General features: G+C 49.4%; 13 protein-coding genes. 1 reads left to right on the top strand and 12 read right to left on the bottom strand.

What is annotated here, in order from left to right:
* Positions 1-83: 83 nt before the first annotated feature.
* From NG795_RS11800 to NG795_RS11780, 5 genes are all read right to left on the bottom strand, one after another.
* Complete coding sequence (locus NG795_RS11800) at positions 84-1,553, bottom strand: ATP-binding protein (protein ID WP_367288865.1); 1,470 nt, start codon at positions 1,551-1,553, stop codon at positions 84-86.
* Positions 1,554-1,863: 310 nt separating this feature from the next.
* Complete coding sequence (gene urtA, locus NG795_RS11795; RefSeq protein WP_367288864.1) at positions 1,864-4,785, bottom strand: urea ABC transporter substrate-binding protein; 2,922 nt, start codon at positions 4,783-4,785, stop codon at positions 1,864-1,866.
* A 713-nt stretch (positions 4,786-5,498) separates the two neighbouring features.
* Complete coding sequence (locus NG795_RS11790; RefSeq protein ID WP_367288863.1) at positions 5,499-7,598, bottom strand: adenylate/guanylate cyclase domain-containing protein; 2,100 nt, start codon at positions 7,596-7,598, stop codon at positions 5,499-5,501.
* Entirely contained in the window at positions 7,589-7,735 is a 147-nt protein-coding gene (locus tag NG795_RS11785) for a hypothetical protein (RefSeq protein WP_367288862.1), read from the bottom strand. The genes NG795_RS11790 and NG795_RS11785 overlap by 10 nt, the downstream gene beginning before the upstream one ends.
* A 677-nt stretch (positions 7,736-8,412) precedes the next feature.
* The gene (locus NG795_RS11780) at positions 8,413-10,833 is read right to left on the bottom strand and encodes a protein phosphatase 2C domain-containing protein (RefSeq protein ID WP_367288861.1); all 2,421 of its coding nucleotides are present in this window, start codon (positions 10,831-10,833) and stop codon (positions 8,413-8,415) included.
* Between the two features lie 433 nt (positions 10,834-11,266).
* Between NG795_RS11780 and NG795_RS11775 the strand changes: the two genes are divergently transcribed.
* Positions 11,267-11,608 (top strand): NAD(P)H-quinone oxidoreductase subunit M, encoded by a 342-nt coding sequence (locus NG795_RS11775; protein ID WP_015150128.1) that lies wholly within the window; start codon positions 11,267-11,269, stop codon positions 11,606-11,608.
* Positions 11,609-11,785: 177 nt separating this feature from the next.
* Here NG795_RS11775 and NG795_RS11770 read toward each other — a convergent pair whose 3' ends face one another.
* The 7 genes from NG795_RS11770 to NG795_RS11740 form a co-directional block, all read right to left on the bottom strand.
* Positions 11,786-13,108, bottom strand: coding sequence for a hypothetical protein (locus tag NG795_RS11770; RefSeq protein ID WP_367288860.1), 1,323 nt, complete (start codon positions 13,106-13,108; stop codon positions 11,786-11,788).
* A gap of 241 nt (positions 13,109-13,349) precedes the next feature.
* Positions 13,350-14,444: a DJ-1/PfpI/YhbO family deglycase/protease gene (locus tag NG795_RS11765; protein ID WP_367288859.1), complete on the bottom strand. Its 1,095-nt coding sequence runs from the start codon at positions 14,442-14,444 to the stop codon at positions 13,350-13,352.
* Between the two features lie 266 nt (positions 14,445-14,710).
* Positions 14,711-15,205 carry a hypothetical protein gene (locus tag NG795_RS11760; RefSeq protein ID WP_367288858.1) on the bottom strand — a complete coding sequence of 165 codons (495 nt, stop codon included), beginning with the start codon at positions 15,203-15,205 and terminating at the stop codon, positions 14,711-14,713.
* Positions 15,206-15,526: 321 nt separating this feature from the next.
* The gene (locus NG795_RS11755; protein WP_317619205.1) at positions 15,527-16,039 is read right to left on the bottom strand and encodes a Dps family protein; all 513 of its coding nucleotides are present in this window, start codon (positions 16,037-16,039) and stop codon (positions 15,527-15,529) included.
* Positions 16,040-16,131: 92 nt separating this feature from the next.
* Complete coding sequence (locus NG795_RS11750) at positions 16,132-16,533, bottom strand: hypothetical protein (RefSeq protein WP_367288857.1); 402 nt, start codon at positions 16,531-16,533, stop codon at positions 16,132-16,134.
* A 211-nt stretch (positions 16,534-16,744) separates the two neighbouring features.
* Positions 16,745-17,647, bottom strand: coding sequence for a YihY/virulence factor BrkB family protein (locus NG795_RS11745; protein ID WP_367288856.1), 903 nt, complete (start codon positions 17,645-17,647; stop codon positions 16,745-16,747).
* 671 nt (positions 17,648-18,318) lie between these two features.
* Positions 18,319-19,044, bottom strand: coding sequence for a response regulator transcription factor (locus tag NG795_RS11740; protein WP_261200845.1), 726 nt, complete (start codon positions 19,042-19,044; stop codon positions 18,319-18,321).
* Between the last annotated feature and the right edge of the window lie 1,170 nt (positions 19,045-20,214).

The following is a 20,214-nucleotide window of genomic DNA, read 5'->3' as shown; positions in this document are numbered from 1 at the left end:
GGGCTTCAGCTTCTAATCTGGTACGTCGGACTCCTCATTCATTAGATAAATTTATCACCACAAGTCCTGAAGAGCCTTTTAGATTAACCTTGTAGGACCTTTTGACCTCGGCAAGCTTGTTGGACGGGCAGTTCTATCCAAAATTCTGTCCCCTGCTCAGGGGTGGAAATACAGTGAATTTGACCCCCATGCTTTTCCACAACAATTTGATGACTAATGGACAATCCTAACCCGGTTCCTTTGCCGACAGGTTTGGTCGTAAAAAAGGGGTGAAATAGGGAGGAGAGGACCTCCGAACTCATGCCCGCGCCATTATCTGAAATTTGAATCACCACCCGTTCACCCTCGCTGATGTGAGTGCGAATGTGAATCGTGGGAACAAACTCATCCGCACTGGAAAGGTCCGAGGATACCACCGCTGCTTCTTCTAATTGCCAATTTTCGTTTCCCTCATCCCAATCTCCCCGTTTCATTTCCAACGCATCAATTGCATTTCCAATTAAATTCATAAACACTTGATTGAGCTGACAGGGAAATCCTTCAACTGGGGTAATTTCCCCATAGTCTTTGACAATATTGATGGCGTTGCTTTTACCATTGGCTTTGAGGCGATTTCGTAAAATTAAGAGGGTACTCTCGATGCCGTCATGAATATCAACGGGTTTCATGACGGCTTCATCTTTCCGGGAAAAATTACGCAAAGATAGCACTAACTGATGCATGGAATCCGAACCTACTTTAATCGAAGACAAAGTTTTGGGTAAATCATTTTTAATAAAATTAAAATCAACTTCTTCGAGATATTCACCTAGCCTGGGGCTAGGATGGGGAGATTGTTGTTGATACAGTTCGATGATTTGTAGCAGTTCTTGAACATAGGCGATCGCATGATTGACATTGCCATAAATAAAACTCACGGGATTGTTCAGTTCATGGGCGACAGTGGCTAGGAGTTGGCCTAAACTAGACATTTTTTCGCTTTGAATCAGGCGATCTTGGGCGTTTTCTAACTCCCCGAGGGCTTGTGCTAATTCATCGGCTTGAGACCTCGCGAGGGTGGCTGCAATTTGGCTTTGACGATAGAGTTCCGCTTGCTGACGGGCGATCGCCTCTTGTTGGCGGTTACTTTCCAGTTGATATTGACTGACGATGGCATCTAAGTCATCGAGCAACGGCCCACTTGCTGCATCCAGGATGTAACGCAGATGGGGATTGTCCCGGGTCAATTCCCCCTGATCCGAAGCGGCGATCGCCTGGTGGACTGCGGCAATATAGGTTGTAATTTTCCGATCCAAATCAATCGGAGGTTCAAAATACATGGATTTGACCGTTGCAGAGGGATGTCCGGGTAATTGCAAGGCGGCATCCCCATAGAGTAGCCCATGATGAGATTCTTCCATGAGGGTGATGGTTTCTTGCAATGCCGAACGCCATTGTTTTCTCTCTTCGGCGGTCTCAGACCGTTCCAATTGCAAGGCAAACAGGGCGGTGCGTTGAGATAGCATCCGCTGGCGACCACTGATATTGACTACTGCTGCATTAATTTCTCGCATAGTTTGGATCTCAGCCATCTCAAAACAGTTGGTCAAACCGAACACGGCTTTTGACTCCACATCTCATAAATATCGCTTTTTTTCCCTAAATCTTTTTTAGGCCGATTCAGGGAATGAGTTTGTACTTGAAGTTACAGACTTTCCCTGCTCATGCTGTTTTTTGTGTTAATTTATGTATTTTTTACATAACTTTTGTTAAATTTTTTTAACCCCTAAAAAATCTTCAAACCTCCCTTCGGCGATCGCACTTAAGTCCGGACCCTTGGCGAAATGACCTCGGTTTCTGGCCCTCCAGCAACTGCAAGGCGGATTAACTGGCTCCCCCCATCAAAGATGGAATCGCATCGATCGCCGGATCCGAGGCTCGCACTTTATCCCCTTGCCGGATGGGAATCACAATCCGAAACTCAGTCCCCTGACCCGGCTCAGATATACAAGAAATAGACCCCCCGTGCCGTTCCACTACGATCTGATAGCTAATCGACAGTCCCAAACCTGTTCCTTTGCCTTCCGGTTTGGTCGTGAAAAAGGCTTCAAAGAGCTGCTGTCTGACTTCCGGTGTCATCCCGGGTCCATTATCCGCTACTCGAATGGCAACAGCCTCATCCCGCACGACTTCCGTGCGAATCCAAATCGTGGGCAGGGGTAATTGATACACGGGAAGGGGAGATTGAGAAAAATCCAGGTCCGATAATGACATCTCGCTGGTTCCCCGTGCGGTTTTCTTCCCCTGGCGATGACCATTCTCTAAGTGATGTCCATTTCCCTCGGCAGAATTGTGGGTGTTCCATTTGCCCGTCATCTCTTCTAAGGCATCGATCGCATTCCCGATCGCATTCATAAAGACTTGATTGAGTTGACTCGGATAACATTCGACCAGGGGCAGATCGCCAAACTGTTCGATGGTGGCGATCGCCCCGCAATAGGGATTTGCTTTCAGGCGGTGATGCAGAATTAACAGGGTACTTTTCAACCCTTCGTGAATGTCGGTAACTTTCAGTTCCCCGGTATCGGCCCGGGAGAAGTTTCGTAGCGATCGGGCCAATTCCCCAATCCGTTCAGCACCCACTCGCATAGAGGAAATCATTTGCGGCAGGTCTTCCAAGAGGTAGTCCACTTCAATTTCCTCCCGGTAGGCGCGAATCTCATCGGGGGGTTCCCCATAGTATTTTTCGTAGAGTCCTAAGAGTTGCATCAACTCTTGGAGATACTTAGTGGCATAAGAGAGATTCCCATAGATAAAATTAACGGGATTATTGATTTCGTGCGCGACTCCCGCAACTAAAGAACCCAAACTGGATATTTTTTCGGTTTGGATCAGTTTGGCCTGGGTCTGCTTGAGTTCATGCAGGGCAGTTTTGAGCTTGGCCGCTTGGGCGTTAGCGGCAGTGGCGGTAATACAGCTTTGGTCATAGAGTTTGGCCTGATCGATGGCGATCGCAATTTGTATAGATACATCTTGGAGTAACTCTACCTCACTTTCACTCCAAGGGTGAGTGGAACTGCCATGCAGACAGACCAGGGCACCTTTTTGTCCGGAATGGGTTTGGACGGCTACGGCCAGTAACGAGCGGATAGAGCGCGCTTGTAACAGGTCGCGACTTTGGGGGTCAAGGTGGCGATCGGCGAACAGGTCGTCGAGTTGCAAGAGTTGAAGCTGTTGCAGAGCCTTCCCCAGGGCGGGAATTTCTGCTAGAGGGTTATCGGTAAAATCCTGGGGCTGCTTGGGGTCCCGCGCTTCCTGACTCGGTTCGTAATTGGGGGGATTGGAGTCAGTATTGTACCATAAAAACTGACATCGGTCAATGGAGAGGAGATGGCGAATTTCACTGACGGCGGTTTTTAAAATGGTGTCAATATTTAATGAGGTATGAATTTGACTAGAGAGGCGGCGCTTGAGGAGTTCCACCCGCGATCGCAGTTCTCGAAACCGGGTTTCCGAGGCCATCAGTTCCTGTTGAGTGCGTTCTAAACGTTCATTTGTAGCTTTTACTTCCGCCATTGCCATCTCCAACTGACGGGATTTTTCTTCCATTTGGCAACTATATTGAATCGCCTGGGACACCTCCCCCAACATCTCGATCGCCACCGCAGAGACACTCCCACTCACAGTTTCTATCCCTAACCAAGGCAGAGGGGCGATCGCATGAGGCGTTTCCCAGACAATTTTAAACTGTCCATTGGGTAAAACTTCTCCGATTCGACAGGTTTTACAGATATGATTATTCGCCTCAATCCGCACCAAACCCCCGGGTGATTCAAAGGTTTGATTGTAGGCCGCTTTTCTCACCTGTTCCACATCAAAGGTTCCGGCTTTTTCTACAGATTGTTTCCATAAATACACTTGGGTATAGGCCGCTTCAATTGGGTCACTGGTTACCCGGTTCTTTCCATAACGGGCCTGAAAATTTTTGACAAACTCTTGATTTTGGGGCGTATTAACACTTTGGAAATAACTCCAGGTGGCATAATGTCCCGTTGCTGCATCCCCAATGCGGCGCACTTCATCCTCCGCCACACTAACGGCCAGAATAGGAATCTGTGCGGAGGTAATTCCGGCTTCTCGATATTGGTGATAAAAGGCGATATTACTATCCCCATTTAAAGTGTTAAATACTAAGTCCGCTTGACTCGCTTGAATCCGAGGGATGATCTCTCGAAAGTCTTGTTCCCCTAACAAGAGGTATTCTTCTCCCACAATTTCTCCGCCTTGTTGTTTGAGATGGGCGCGGATAATTTTGTTAATTGTCCGGGGAAATACATAGTTAGAGCCAATTAAGTAGATGCGCTTGCCTTTGGTGGCGACTGCCCAAGTGAGGGCCGGTTCCACTTGTTGATTCGGACAGATGCCGGTGTAGAAAATGTGCGGAGAAGATTCGAGTCCTTCATATTCTACCGGATACCAGAGTTGGGCATTAAACTCCTCTAAAACCGGGAGAACGGCTTTGCGAGAGGCGGAAGACCATCCCCCAAAAATCGTCACCACTTGCTCCTGTTGGATGAGCTTGCGAGCTTTTTGAGCGAATTGGGCAGGTAAAGATGCTCCATCTTCAATCACGGGTTCTATGGGTTTTCCCAGTACACCTCCAGCAGCATTAATTTCGGCGATCGCCATCAGTTCCGCATCTTTGAGGGATGCTTCTCCAATTGCCATCGTCCCACTTAGGGAGTGCAATATTCCCACTTTGACACTGGACTCGCATCGGTTCCCGGTCTCGCTCGTTTTACTCATGGCTGACTTTTCAAACACCTCGATGTTCTGGACTAGGCCGCGACTGCTTTGGGCGGCTTTGATTTGCTTGTTGCTGGCGCTCCATTGACTCAAAATTGGCCGGATTGACTAAGAAAACCTCTTTGTGTTTGCCTGAAAATCCCCTCGGGGCTTTTGTTAGATATTTCTTTCCTCTGGCAAGTAGACTCCCTCCTCCCCTGCGGTCTTTTTCTGCACCTGACTGGTTTAAGTTTTATCAACCTATTTCGATAAGTTTACTGAAGTTGATGTCAACTTGGGGTCAACTTCAATCAACTCCCCTTTGCCTAGGACTGAAGGAGGCGATCGCTCAACTGAAAATAGTTTAAATACACCCCGAACAGCCTCGAAGGAGAAACAATCTGATGCTGATGTTTTTATTTTACATAATTTTATCAAGTTTTTGCCCCCAGTTTTGGGCAGGGTTCCAATTCAGGTCCCGATTTTTGTCAGGTTTCTGTTCCCCGATATTTTTGGTGATTTTTAACAATTTTTTCAGGTTTTAGGGACAGGAAACCGTAACCATTTATACCCTTTATCAAAACTTATAAAATCCTCCCTCAAAAAACTCACCCTTGAGGGGAATAGACTGAATGTTTGAACCCCATTAAGCCCGAGAATGCGGGTTTTTGGAATGGGGAGATGGACCCCATCTCCCCCATCTCCCCCATCAACTAAGGACACCGGGGAGGGTTTCAAACCTCTTCCTCGAAGGGCAGCTCAAAGAGGGGCTTGCAGATGCCTTCTTGTTTTCTGCCGGTGAGTAGATAGACGAGCATTTCCCCCTTTCCTTTGATGGGGATAGGGCCTCGGCACTCGAAGCAGTAACTAGACTGTAGAAGAGAGTAGGTCGTACTAGAGACCTGAATGCGTCCGGGAACCCCGTGAGATTCCATGCGAGAGGCAATGTTCACCGTATCCCCCCAGAGATCGTAGATAAACTTGTGAGTTCCGATCACCCCAGCGATCGCCGGTCCAGAATGAATGCCAATCCGCATGGCAAAAGATTCGTGACATTTACGATTAAAATGCAGAATTTCTATTTGCATATCCAGGGCCATTTCTGCGATCGCAGAAGCATGATTGTGGCGTTGCACCGGCAGACCCCCCACCACCATATAGGCATCCCCAATCGTTTTAATTTTCTCCAACCCGTGTTTTTCCGCGAGGCGGTCAAATATGGTAAAGATTTCATTGAGCAGTTGCACCAATTCCGTGGGGGAAATCCTTGCCGCTAACTTAGTAAAGCCGACAATATCGGCAAATAAGACCGTCACTTCCGGAAAACTTTCGGCAATGGTTTGGGTATCCTCTTTGAGACGTTCAGCGATCGCCTTAGGCAAAACGTTCAGCAATAGGCGCTCAGACTTAGCTTGTTCCACCTCCAATTGCTTAAACGCTTGCTGCAACTGGGCCGCTTGTTCCTCACGAGCTAAGGCTAAAGCTTCAATTTCAGCGGTCCGAGAGACTGAAGTCAGCAGATAGGTGACCGGAATATGGGTCCACAAAAAGCCAATAATCAGCACCGCCCAAGAACGCCAGTGCCTGCGCGATGCATGATATTCATCCGTGGGCCAGATATAGAAGGCCCAAATCCGGCCATTGACCTTGATTTCTCGCCGGATCGCACCTTCGTTCCCGTTGGCGATTATGACGCCACCCCCGCGATTGCGCTGATTCTCTAGGGGTTTGAGGGGACATTCCGAGGGCACATCCAGAACAAAGGGTTCCGTGGCACTATTTGAGGTGACGAGTTCCGTGGATTCAAGTAAAGTGAGCAAGGGATAGGGTTGACGGGAATCCGGGGGAGTCCCTGTTCCTGGAGTTTCATCGCATAGGTACAAGTTGAACTGGTTGCCTCTGGCTCCAGCGAGTTGAAACAGATTGTCCACCTCCACCCACCCTACGACAAAGCCGAGCAAGGGTTTCACGGCTTCCGAACTGGGTTCGGGGTCCTGAGCGAGGGTAAAGCGCGTGGGGATACCCTGCTCGTAGACGGGGTGAACCGCTAAAAATCCCAGTTGCGATCGCGAACCCACTTGCCACTCTAAGCGCTCACTGACCACCAATTGCCTCATCTGTGCCGCTCGTTTCAGTACCGCTTGGTAGGTGGGATTGGCGGCGAGATCCCAGCCGGGGGTATTGGGGTTTTCCGGGAGGGGGGCAATATAGGAGATAGGAAAGTATTCGCCAAGGCGATCGCGCTGGACAAAACGGCCTGGGGTGAGCGGTTGTGTAATCCCAAAATTCGTATCCCCTTCCATCGCCATCCGCTCCTCGTAATCGTCGCGATCGGCATCCTCTACCCGCTCAACCCAGGCAACGAGAGACACGGTAGAAGGGTTTGATAGGGGACGTTGCACGAACTGCTCAAAGGAGTCAAGATCGACAGTTTGCGAGGATTGAAAGAAGTCTGTAATCGTGCGAATAACTTCCAAGTCAGCGTCAAGTTGCTGCTGCAATCGACCCGTTAAACCGTCAATGCTCCGACTTAATTCATAGTCTCGTCGCCGATTTTCCCACTCCCATACCACCGTGAATCCGATTACAGACAGTCCAACCCCCATTCCAAAGATGATGGCAGCAGGAAGATAGCGACTCCAGGGTATTTTCGGCTTTTTTGGCATAGTTGCCTCGATATGTTTGGCATCGATGTCTAATTCTCGACGCCCGAAAGCATCGAGGTTATGAATCGTTTTACTGGGGAATGAGCATCCTCCCACGTTCACCTGAAAATGTCCTATTTTCTGGAGGTTTTGTAGGGGTGGGTGTCTCCATCCCCATCCTAATTGCATTGCACCTCACCCCACACCCGAATCAACTGTCTCCAACCCGATCGCCGTTGGGAGTTAAGGGATGAATCGGGCATCTCCCTGATCTGGCGATCGCCTCCGATGGCACTCCCTGGATTCAGAACGATCAGCGGGTTCAATTTGGATCCCTTGTTGATGCTTCCCCAATGTGACTGTTCCCTGATGCCAGTCCCGGCGCTGTTGTTAACGGATCTGACTCCCTGACTTACCCCTACATTCTAGTCATCCAAACTCTCCCCTGACTCGGAGAGTAGGCCGGTACTTTCACGGCAGTTTATACCGTAACATATTCCTTTAGATAGACTGTTCCCAGCCTTGACATCCGTGGAACGAAGACCTCAACCCAGAATGGTTCAAGCCCATAGATAGGTTCTCCCTCATGGCCATCCCCCTCCATCCTTCTCAATCCTTTTGAGATCAACCGGACTTCAGATTAAACCGGAGTTTCAGGAACCAACCCGGCTTTGAAAGCAGCCCCAGAGCGAATAAAAAACCCGACTGTTGGCTTGGGATGCCTCAGTCTAAATCCACAGATTTTATGTGAGTTGATGGCAAAATCGGGCCTTGATTTTCTGCCGTTCCCCACAATTTTATAGATTATATAAGCGGAATAAGGTTTCGGTAAAAACAGCCGGGGTAGCCCGACATTCCGGCTCTCTAACCAGGGAGCCATGACCCGGGGAAAATTGCATCATCCGCCAACTGTTCACAAGGGGATTCCCCACCCTCTAACAGGAGATTCAGCCCAGGGGGATCCCGAAGGGGAATCGCCCCGGTTTAGGCCAAAAATCCCCGGTTACCGCACTTCAAAGGGCTGAGGGTTGGGTTCCTCGATACATCCCCCTTGTTCTGTAGCAGTTGGGACGACATTCGGCTGGACCTGGGGAAGTAACAACTTCTCTGAAATCCACCCCATATTGCTCGGTCGGACCCCTACAGGAGGTGGCGCTGCCGGTGGGGGAGCATCCTCACTGGCGGGTTCAGAGGCCCCTTGAACCCCAGAAACTGGAGCCGGTGCAGCCGCCACTGATCCCACGGGTTCTGGGGTCGAGCAAACTTGGACTTGGACCCAGGCATCCGGATCGCTAACGGCCTGTTGTTTGCCCATCACCAACAGAACACTGCCACTGGGGATAAAACCCAATTGATTTGCCGGGATAGCCTCCCCTTGTTGCTTCAACAAGACCAATTCCCCATTCTCTGGCCCTTGAGCCGTGGAAGAACGCCTCAGTTGCAGGTACTGCCCGGGTTCTATCGTGGCCCGCTCGGAGATGTCCGGCATCGGGAGGGGGTCGGTGACGGGATCCGTGGGGTTCGAGTTGTCTGGCGGCGACCCGGGTAAATTCTTGCTGAGATTCTGCCATCCCTCCTCGGTGAGCACTAAACCCGCTACGACGCCGAGGCCCAGCAACAACAGGATTCCCAGTAACATTGGCAACTTGGAACGTCGGGGCTGTGGAGAGGGTCTCAACTCCGTCGGGGCATCCTCGGGTTTGAGAGTTTCGGGATTTTTCTTCGGGAAAAGCGTCGGTTGAGAGTCTTCTAGGGGTTCGGCAGGGGGGACTGATTGGAGTTGTGCTACCAACAAACGGGGGTCGAGTCCGGCAGACCGAATGGGTTCTACCTTGCAGTAAACCAGCCCCACGGTGACATTATCGTGACCGTTATGAAAATTACCAATATCGATTAACTTGGTGACCGATCGCAACACGGGGAATTCCCCGGATAAAATCGGCAGGATTTCCGTTTCCCAGTATTGCTCCACCCGGTCATTATCGCTCAATCCATCGGAACAGAGGAGGAAAGCGCTATCCTCATCCATGATAAAACGTTGGACCGTGGGATGAAGCACCGAGGAAGCCCCCATCCCTAATGCCTGGATCAAAGACCCGGCTGCTCCTTGTTGTAAGGCATCCCGGTACAGGGAGTACCCCAAACGGACCTCCCGAGAAGCGACATCATCATCTAAGGTGACTTGGCGGCATCCGGTTGAGGTAATCCAATAGGCGCGACTATCCCCAATATGATTGATATAAATTTCATGGCGATGGGTCAAGGCCATGACCAAGGTGGTACCCATGCGCTGGCGAGCTTGGCGCTGTTCTTCATCATTGCGACTGGCGATGCGATCGTTCGCAATCCCCACGGCAGATTCGATCTGCTCGATGATCCGGTGGGGAGCGCTCTGGGTATTCTCGGAAACAAGGGATTCCAGGTGTTGTTGTAAGGTTTCGATCGCCAAATTAGAAGCGACATTCCCCCCTTCATGTCCCCCAATGCCATCACAGACGATCGCTAACCCACTGGTATCTGAGGTGGCACGGCTGGTCCCACTGGGGGGATAGCAGGCATCTTCATTCCGGCGACGAGTCGGCCCGCGATCGGTCCCGGTGGCAATGTAATAGGTGCGCTTATAAAGCTCTCCACACAGACTTAAACCCCGGTCTAACAGCTCCGTCAATTGCGATGGGGTTTGCACATCTCCCATCGTTAGCATCTGGCTGAGTCGTTCCAGATAGGGGGCGATCGCCGGATGAGCGGTTTTGGCCAAACTCAACCACAACTGACCTAGTTCAGACAGGTCCGGTGTTGTGGCATCCCGTGGCAATTCCAGCAGGCGCAGCAAGGACCCTTCCACCCGCAGCAATCCCGGATTCAGCAGACTCTGGGCCACCCCTTCCTTTTTAAACGGATACCACAGTTGAGCCATCTGCCACAACCAATTGAGCTGGCGCATCGGCGAGGCATCTGCCCAGGAGTCCGTCAGTAACGGCATCAGTTGGGCATGAACTGCTTCCGGGGGTTGCCCTTTGCGGACCGCCACCATTGTCCCTTCCGGATAAATCGCCGTTTCTTCTAGTAACCAAATATCCCGATTCGGGTCGTTCCCTTTCGACGGCAATCGACCATAAACCTGGGGAACGTGCAATCGCAGGGGAAACAGTTTGAGATAGGGAATGAGCGCCCCGGGAATCTCGACGGGCATCTCCGGCAAGACTCCGGGTTTGGTATCGACCAGAATCTGATCTTCCTTAACCCAATAGCGATCGGCTAAGATATCCCCCGGTTGATAGCTGGGACGACCCGTTCCACCCACTGCCCATAAGTAGCGTTTCGGCAGGGGAGTGCCACATTTTTGACAAAATTTTTGAGTCTCCGGGTTGGGAGACTGGCAAGTAAAGTTGGGACAGTAGATTATGGCCGATGGTTTGTTCATGGGGATTCCTCGCGCCTGGAAGCTGGTTTTAGTCAGCCGAATGTCGGCAATATGATCTCCTTACTATGGGCGCAGCATTTGGGGAATAGATTGATGACTCAATCGATGATAGTTGTATTCTAGTAGGTCACCCCGGGTTCAAGCTAGATCGCTCAACCTAAGTGCCAATGTCCGATTTTAGCTTTTTTCTGACCGTTTAGGGCTTTTATAACTCGCCGTTGAGTCAGGAGTTTTTCCCAGGCTTGCCCGGATTGGCTTCGGTTGTACTGTGGCTGTAGGACAACCCCCTTGTCAACCCCTTAATCCGGAATTCTTCCAGACCCATCCTCGGACAGTCTACCTGTCTCTCCCGTTGGTGCTGGATTGAGCGGGGGCTTGTGCGGCGCTTTACAATTGATGTTGTATTGATTTTAACTACCCTGGCATACTAGCTATGATGCTCAAGTCAACGACCCGTCACATTCGGATTTTTACGGCAGAGGTGCAAGATAACGAATTTGCTCCGAGTCCAGACTTATTAACCCTTGATGTGGATCCGGACAATGAGTTTAACTGGCCGGAACCGACGTTACAGAAGGTTTACCGCAAGTTTGATGAACTGGTTGATTCTTACAGCGGGGAAGATTTAACGGAGTACAATTTACGCCGCATCGGTTCGGATCTGGAGTATTATTTGCGATCGCTCCTCCAAGAGGGTGAACTCTCCTATAACCTCAACAGCCGGGTCCAAAACTACAGCATGGGTTTACCCCAAATGGTCTACGAGGACCAGTAATCTCCCATCGGGTTGTTCTCGGGTTTCAACCGGAGGCCCAACCTCTCCCTGGGGGGTCACCCTCTATAGAGAGTCGGGGCAGTCCATCAACTGCCCCGCCCACAGATTCGGATTCCCTCCTAGAATTCGCTAAAGTCCTGATCCGCTTTCACCACCAAGCCCCCAGGCGGTGGGGTTTTATTCCGGTGATGGGGCGCTAATCATTGCCTGAACCTCTTGCAGGTCAATTTGGAAATGATTAGCGATCGCCTCCATCACCTGCTGTTCTTGATCGGTGATTACCCCATCGATTTGAGCAATTCGGTAACATTGGGCTAACAGGGGATAGGCAAAATCGCGATCGAGCAGATTCAGCAGTTCCGGCAAGGGGACCGGATGCTCTATCTCCGCCTCGATCGCCTTCAATGACTCCGTAGTAAAGTTTAATGGCTTTAATTCCGGCAAAATCTCCGCCCAAGAGGTATCTGGACGAGACGCCAAAATCTGATGAATCAAAATCCGGTCCATCACATCTTTTTGGGCGATCGCTCGTTCCAAATACTCCTGATTCTCTTCTTCTAACGCTTGAGTTGCCGCCTCCTGAGTCAGCGGATTCGTCTTCGCTTCATAAAAACGACAAGCTGCATATCCCAATCCATACAACATCACCGCATTAGAACTCGCCCCGATCGCCATCCCTGCTACCGGCAGGTTCCGCAACACCCCTAATCCGCCTTTTAATGCCGCTGAACCCCCCAGGGATAACCCAAAAATCGCTAACACTTCCCCGCGACGCGCCGGATCTTTTAAATCCATGTCATAAGCCCCAGCAATCTGATAAACCATTTCTGCCTGCAATGCGGTGGTTGCCATCACATCCACCCCCAATAGGGCGAGGGCCAGTCCTGGGATAATACTACTGACGAATCCAATCCCCCCCGCATAAAGCGATTTCTCCACCATGATCCGATGGGCAATCTCATTGGGGCTTTCATGAGGATACTCTTGCTGCAACTTGCGAACTTGGGATTGAGCTTTGTCTATATCCACCTGTCCCACTAAATTCAGCAGCCATTGGGCTTTAAAGACTTCAGCGAATTTTTTAACTACCGGGTTCTCCCCAATAAATGAGAGGGCTTTTCCCGTTTCCAGGGCGGTGCGATCAAACAACTTCATCGATTCTTTGGTCGCAGTTTCGGCAGTCTTAGAGGCATTTTGAGTGACGGATTTTCCCGTTTCCGAGGCCCACTGGCTGGCAACTCCTGCGGCTTCTACTGCGGTTGCGCTTAAAGAAGCCATATCAAAGGCAACTCCCCCACTGTCTCCTTGGGCGATCGCCCCCACGAATTGGATGGTTTCTGCCACTTTATCCACCGCCACCTTACTCACTTCCAAGGCGGTTTTATTAAGAGTTTCTTGCACATCTCCCACTGCTGAACCGACTTGTTGGCAGGCTGAGTTTTTGGATTTGACTTCTTGTTCTTTGAGTTCAGTTTGTAAATTATTGGGTTCAGTTTTCATTTGTTATCTCCGGTTTTTATGACTATTATTGAAGAGGGTTTTCTAATGTTCCCCTGTCCTCATTTTATGCAAAAATCCTGAATAGAGCGGTTCGGTGGACTGGTCGGGTAGAGATATTTATAGGTACAAATATTTAAAGGAGTACAAACATCTTGCTGGCTATCCTATCATCTGTCCTAGAGCGGTAACTACAAATAAGGTGAGCGATCGCCTCCATCACTCACCTTTCTGCGTTGGAATTTTAGACGATTCCCACGGGGGTAGTCGGTTGCGCCGGTTTCGGTTCACTCAAGCCGATCCGTTCTTGGTACATCCGAGCCAAACGACGCTCTGCCTTAGCCAAGTCCCGTTCAATGCTACTAAAAATCATCGTGGACACAGGGTCCGTAAACTGGACTTGCAATTGGAAACAGTCGATCACCCCGGTTTGAATATCCCCCAAGGCGTGACGCAAAATGGTCAAGTCATCTTCAGCGGGTAAAACGTTCCTTAAAGAAGCGAAGGCCCCAGCAGCCATTGCCGGTAAAAACAGTTGTTCTCCCAGGGTTCGCAGGCGGCTTTCCAACAGTTCGAGATGGCTGACTTTTTCTTCCCAAATCTCTAACAGCAGCAATCGAGTCGCGTTATCGGTGGTGTTGTGGGCATACTGTTTAAAGGCTTCTTGGCTATAGCGTTCGCCCGCCATTGCCTGATTTAATCCATCGATAATTTCCTGACGGGTTGATCCTCCCCAGGCTTCGGCAAGTTGCCACCATTCGGCTGAACTGTCGTTGCGATCGGGCATGGATTGGTCGGGAATGCTCAAATTCAGCCTGGAGAGAATGGCGGTGGTGAAAATGGCTAAATCCCCGGGTTGCCGAGAGCAGATTAGGTTACCATCGGTGGTTACGGCTTCATCAATATAGGTGGCACCGGCATTTTCCATATCTTTGCGGATGGAGATAAAGCCGGTGGCACGACGTCCCCGCAGTAAGTCGGCTTCGATTAAGACTTGGGGCCCGTGGCAGACGGCAGCGATTAATTTGCCCAAGGCAGCCGCTTCTTGAACGAAGGCGATCGTGTTGGGGTTGGTTCGCATTTTATCCGGTGCGCCACCCCCGGGAATGATCACGGCATCGAAATGTTGAGCGCGGGCTTCGGTGGTGGTCCCATCGGGTTTGATGGAGACTTTCCCATTTTTACCGTGATAGGTTTGATTCATGCCGGACCCGAGTACAGAGACTTTGGCCCCGGCTTGTTGCAATGCTGTATAAGGAACTTTAAATTCTGAATCTTCCACTCCTTCTTCAATCAGGATGGCGATTCGGGGTGTGGGGTGTGAGTTGTTTGTAGACATAAAGTTAGGTTTTAGTTAATTCAGTTTGCAGTGTCAATCAAAAAGTGAGATAAACGCCCTTTGGGTTTTATCTTTATTGTTTATTATTCGGTTAGGAAGAATTGACCGATGAGGTATATCACAGCGGTGAGCCCTATCCACGGACTCGACTCTATCGGGGAAAAGTGTGACGCTACAAGGGCGATCACCAATTGGCTGAAACATTACCGGAGAAAAGACTCGGGGTTTTCTCCGGCCTCGGTTCCGCTCTGGTCGGCCCGTGAGATTTAGTAGAGGTACATATTACCGTTAGGCTCAATCCTCATGTTGCTGATGTCCGAGTCTAAGTTGTTGGCTTCTGTGAGATAAATCCGAATCTCTCCCGGTGCAATAATTTCCGGTTGGGCTTGAATCAGTCCGCCATCGGGTCGCTCAAAAGTGACGGTTAAGGGAATTTGCAGATCCATCAGCATTGCTTCATCGCCCCCGTCCAGGGTGCGATCGCGGGTCTCCCCGATCGCCTCGTAGGTAATCGGCGTATTCGTTTGATTGATAATTTCTACCGCAACTGGCGCATTTTCCGGCAGCACATAAGCTACGGGCATTTGCACGTTCTGGGGTAGGGGCATCGGTTGGGCCTGAGCCTGTAATTCGTTCTGTTCAGTGGGAGTATTCTGAGCCATGCTGGCAATGGGGAAGGCAACGGCTCCCAGCAAGAGGCTACTAAAAATTACGCCTAATAATCCCGGATTTTTGCTATTGAATAAATGAGTAAACTTCATAAAAAGCCTCCAAAATTGATTAAAATATCTTCCCAAGGGGGGCACTCTCCTCAAAATTTAGGGGAGAGTTCCTGTAGATGACCCTAGGTTAATCTTCAGTAAATGGGGTGGAATCCCCCTCCGGCGTCACTGGATTTAATAAATAGGACAAAAAACCGGGTTTCTGGACCTTTCTTTTCTGCTCGACTCGCACCCATTCAGTTAAGAAACCCGGTTTTTTTCCCTAATACTGCAACGATTTCCCCGATAGAGAGCAGGCCCTGTCATTTTCCAGCTTCTCGGAATGGCCTCACTCCCTTTCCATTTTGTCAATGGCGACAATTAACCCGCTAACATACTGCGAAGCATCCAGGCATTTTTCTCATGAATTTGCATCCGTTTGGTCAGCAAATCTAAAGTGGGTTGATCATTGGCTTCCTCTAGGAGGGATAGCATTTCCCGGGAAGTGCGGACCACGGTTTCTTGCCCTTGCACTAACAAGCGAATCATTTCTTTCGCCTCGGGAATACCCTCATTGTCTTCAATTGAAGTCAAGCTAGAAAACTTTGCATAAGTAGCAGGAGCAGGAAACCCCAAAGCCCGAATCCGTTCCGCAATTTCATCGACCGCTAGGGCTAATTCTTGATACTGCTCCTCAAACATGAGATGCAGGGTGCTAAATAGGGGTCCCGTGACGTTCCAGTGAAAATTATGAGTTTTTAGATAAAGGGTATAGCTATCGGCTAACACGCGGGATAACCCTTGAGCAATTTCTTCTCGGGTGCTGTCGTCAATCCCGATATTGACGCTGATCGGATTTTGACTTTGGGCAGACATTCCTAGGGTAGCTGTCATTCTTATTCCTCTAATGATTAAACTGATTTACTGGGGTTTTGAAAAGTGCAGAGTTATCGATTGAGGGGAAACAATGGTTCCCCGATTGCGACTTAAATGATGCCGGGACCTTTTCCACGGCGATCGCCTTCCATTGTCAGTTTCCCTTCCTCGTCATTATCATGAACTTCGTCATATTCCCGAGCGCGTTCTGCTTTGAGGGCTTCTTCTTTTTCGCGCAAGTCACCCGGCTCATTTATGTACATTTCAGGTTCGATCGCATAGTTATTCACCAAACCTTCTTGGTCTACGGTAAAGCCATCGCGGGTATGATCCGGATTTTCATGAGGCTCATCGGCGCTAGAGGGTGCTTTCATAAACTTGTCACCCTCACGGTCTTTCCGCGCTGCCACTTCTGCCGGAACGATTCCGCGATCGTAATGCACCGGCCCTTCTACAGGTTCCGTGACTTTATTCTGAACGGTTTCTTTGTTATCCATTTTTTGTTTATCCATGAGTATTTCCTCAATCTCTTATTTAGTCTCTTTCAGCCTATCCGGTGAACCCCACTGAATTAAACTATCTATGGGAGTAAGTTTCACCCTACTCCTATCGATAGAGAGATTGAGAAAATCCTCTCCCTGTAACCGTTTAGAGGAATTCTGTTCTAAAACAGCATGGGATCAACCCGAGAATTAACCGCTTCAATTGTTGATGGCTCTTTTTTTAACTGGGATTGGGGTTTTCATCCCCTACGGCGATCGCATTTTCTGTGGGAACGATCCGCGAACCATATCGGTTGGCATAAACCTGGGTAAACTCGGCCCCAAAAAATAAAATTTGTGCCGAAAAGTTAACCCACAACAATAAAACGACTAAAGAACCCGCTGCACCGTAGGTGGAACCAATCGTACTATTCCCTAAGTACAAACCAATTAAAGTTTTACCCACGACAAAAAGTAAGGCTGTAACGATCGCCCCTAGCCAGACATCAGTCCAAGCAATTTTGACATCCGGTAAGACTTTATAAATCATGGCAAACAAGACCGTAATCACCCCAAAGGAGAGGAAGAAATCTAACACTTGCCACAACCCCATGAGCATATCCGGAACTAGATGGCTAAAAAAGTTTCCAATTGCAGCTAAGGCGGCACTGAGGACGAGGGAAACCAGCAGTAAAAACCCAATGGTTAGAATCATGGCAAAGGATAAAAAGCGGTCTTGGATCATCCCTTTTATCCCCCGTCCCGGTTTGGGTTTTACGTTCCATATCGTATTGAGAGAACCCTGGAGTTCGTTAAAGAGTCCCGTTGCCCCAAATAGAAGTAAACCCAAACTGATCAGGGTTGCCCAAATGCCTGACCCGGTTTGCCTGGTATTCTCAATCATGGTTTCGATGACTTCTGCCCCTTCGGTGCCGATCGTGCCTTGAAGTTGTCGGACAATTTCACCTTGGGCGGCATCTTGACCAAAGATGACTGCGGCCACGGCGATCGCAATAATTAAGATCGGCGCTAAGGAGAAAATGGTATAATAGGCCAAGGCGGCAGCCAATCGCCCTGCATTATCTTTTTGCCATTCTGAAAAGGCCAGTTTTAACAGCCGCAACAGTTGTTTAAATTTAACCATTTTTGTTCCTTTTTTTTGTTAAAAATTTTTCAATGAGTTGTTTAATTAAAGTCGGGTTTGTTCGGGAACCTCTTAAAAAACAAGAGTTGCTTTTCCGGCAATTTGCCCTCATCTGCCCGTTTTGAGTAAAGGGGGGTTAGGGTTTTATTAAAATAGGGCTTAGATAGCTCAATCGCTAACTAAACCCTTTTAATCAATCCAAACGATTTACTTACCGATTTACCGATGTTAGGGATTTGGGTTGGAGAATCCTAAACCCCACCACCTGCGATCGTTTGACTGTCCGCGTTCTCCCTCCCGGGAGGGAGAAAATTTCAGAAAGTTAGGGTCTGACCCTCACTCTTCAATGCTTCTGGACTATTCCAAAAGAGAAGCAGTTTTCGTGACCTAGGGCCTAGGAAGGGAGATGGAAAGCGCAAGATGAATCAAGTACCTGCTGACTTCTAGGGCATCGGCGATCGCCCTGCCCAAGTTTAGGCCGTTTAACCGCGATATTCCGAGGATTAAAACGGTCTAGTTCTTGAGTGATCAATATCTTTAGCTTACTAAACCCCTGGGGAGTTATACCTCTATCCCAAGGTAGATCGATTCGGGGTCGGGGAGAACCCGTTCTCAAAGCACCTGTGCGATCGCCGCCAAACTCCCCATCCTTGCCACTCCAATCCCTCCTCTTATCCCACTAACCCAGAGCGCAGCGCTAAAACTGCGGCTTGGGTGCGGTCATTCGCACAGAGCTTGTTTAATATATTCCGAACGTGAGTTTTCACCGTACCCACTGTGATGTACAGCTTTTCGGAAATTTCCGCATTATTGTATCCTTGGACAATCAACTCTAAAACTTCTAGTTCTCGTTCCGTCAGAGGATAGGCTTCGATAATTTGGCTATATTCCGGTTCCGGAGCCTTAATCGTTACCGTTTCTTTCTTCTGAGAACCGAGGGTCGGTTGGGTATTTGTCGTGCGCGCCTGCTTGAGGACGATCCCAGCGATCGCCGGATCAATCCAGGAGTTACCTTCGTAGGTGAGGCGCACCACTCCCAGCAATTCCTCAAAGCTAATATCCTTCATGCAGTAAGAATCTGCACCGGCAGCAAATGCAGCCAGAACCGCATCTTCATTATCCTGAAAGGTCAAGATCAAGATTTTGGTTTTGGGATTCTGTCCTTGAGCCGCTTGTGCTTGTTGCAGTCGCTGCGTCACCTCAATTCCATCAATATCAGGTAACCCAATGTCAACAATCCCAATATCCGGCTTTGTGTCCATCAGCAATTTCAATCCCGAGGTGCCGTTGGCAGCATCGCCGACAACGACGATTCCATCAGATTGCTGCAAAGCCGTTCGGATTCCGATCCGAGTCAGATCATGGTCTTCAACTAAAGCAACGCGAATTTCACTCATCTATTAAAAAGGGTCTCAACCCCGTCGTTTACAGCGAAAAGTTGGAGATTGGAGAGTTTTTTTCAGAGATCTCTTCCGGGGAACCCTCCGAAACCCGTATCTGCCACTTCACACACCGCGACTCAAATGTCCGCTGAACTAGGGCATTGCTACAGTTTTAGATCCCAGGGACAAGAAACCGGGGTTTGCGGACCTTTCTTGGACCCTTTCAGATCAAGGATGTTCTGAAAAACCTGGTTTCTAACCAATACTGTACCAGCGTCCTCGGGGGTATTCTTCAATTCTGTACTAACGGCGTGATTGGCTTTCTTTTTGCATTTCAGTCTGGATGGTTACCAGAAGCCCCTTCCAGTCGTTAGGGGTGCGGACTTTTGATATAACTTTCCACAAGGGAAAACAAAAGTTTAACAATCTGGGGCTACGTTCGTGATGACCCAGAGGGTCAAAATAAATCCGATGCCCGCAAAAAGTAGGTCTCTGAAACCAGTTTATCAAAGTGCTTCCCACTCTGGGGGCCTTTTCCCTCAAGGGTCGTTTTCCCCTCCTGATTCTTGCTCACATTCCGCCTCGGGGGAAGCCCGCCTAGGGTTTTCAAATGATTACCGTTCCCATCCAGGATCCTCTTTGGATTGAGGGGGAAAACTGAGTGTTCCTTGGCGCTCATTCCTGGGGTTCCTTCTGTGGGTTCAGGGGGTATCTCGGTTCCCTTTTGATCGGATGAATTCGTTTCCCAGAGCGAATTCCACCTATTGATAGAGGTGGTTAGTATCTAATCCGGATACATTTATATTATCTAAGACTACAGTTATTGAGTCCTTTTTGGTGTTAAGCATCACCATTGAATGATTAGAAGCCCCATTGGACAAGGGATTTCAGAATTCGCGCAACGGAGGTCTCTAAACTTTATTATTTTATCAATTGTCTTAGGGGTCTGGGGAAATTGGAGCCTTGAACTGTCCCGAGTAACTGCACCATTTCTATGCCCAGGGCAGGCATTCAAACCGATCGAGGGAAGGTGATGGAGTGTTTTTTTTGCACAGACAACTGTCCTATCCCTCTGGAGAAGAATTCCTGTTTTCCCGCCGGTAGCGATCATCGGGGGTTCCATGTCATCCGCCCAGGGTACGAGAATCTCCCCAGGCGATCGCCTCCCCAGCTTTTGCCTTTCCC

The organism is Laspinema palackyanum D2c (genome assembly GCF_025370875.1).
Classification (GTDB): domain Bacteria; phylum Cyanobacteriota; class Cyanobacteriia; order Cyanobacteriales; family Laspinemataceae; genus Laspinema; species Laspinema palackyanum.
The sequence above is the reverse complement of the archived record's forward strand: the minus strand, read 5'-3'. Positions and strand labels throughout refer to the sequence as shown.

Excerpts from the sequence above, each read along its gene's own strand:
- NG795_RS11760 (WP_367288858.1), bottom strand. The coding sequence starts at position 15,205 with ATGAAGTTTACTCATTTATTCAATAGCAAAAATCCGGGATTATTAGGC.
- NG795_RS11800 (WP_367288865.1), bottom strand. The coding sequence starts at position 1,553 with ATGCGAGAAATTAATGCAGCAGTAGTCAATATCAGTGGTCGCCAGCGG.
- urtA (WP_367288864.1), bottom strand. The coding sequence starts at position 4,785 with ATGAGTAAAACGAGCGAGACCGGGAACCGATGCGAGTCCAGTGTCAAA.
- NG795_RS11790 (WP_367288863.1), bottom strand. The coding sequence starts at position 7,598 with ATGCAATTAGGATGGGGATGGAGACACCCACCCCTACAAAACCTCCAG.
- NG795_RS11765 (WP_367288859.1), bottom strand. The coding sequence starts at position 14,444 with ATGTCTACAAACAACTCACACCCCACACCCCGAATCGCCATCCTGATT.
- NG795_RS11770 (WP_367288860.1), bottom strand. The coding sequence starts at position 13,108 with ATGAAAACTGAACCCAATAATTTACAAACTGAACTCAAAGAACAAGAA.
- NG795_RS11745 (WP_367288856.1), bottom strand. The coding sequence starts at position 17,647 with ATGGTTAAATTTAAACAACTGTTGCGGCTGTTAAAACTGGCCTTTTCA.
- NG795_RS11775 (WP_015150128.1), top strand. The coding sequence starts at position 11,267 with ATGATGCTCAAGTCAACGACCCGTCACATTCGGATTTTTACGGCAGAG.
- NG795_RS11740 (WP_261200845.1), bottom strand. The coding sequence starts at position 19,044 with ATGAGTGAAATTCGCGTTGCTTTAGTTGAAGACCATGATCTGACTCGG.
- NG795_RS11755 (WP_317619205.1), bottom strand. The coding sequence starts at position 16,039 with ATGACAGCTACCCTAGGAATGTCTGCCCAAAGTCAAAATCCGATCAGC.
- NG795_RS11780 (WP_367288861.1), bottom strand. The coding sequence starts at position 10,833 with ATGAACAAACCATCGGCCATAATCTACTGTCCCAACTTTACTTGCCAG.
- NG795_RS11750 (WP_367288857.1), bottom strand. The coding sequence starts at position 16,533 with ATGGATAAACAAAAAATGGATAACAAAGAAACCGTTCAGAATAAAGTC.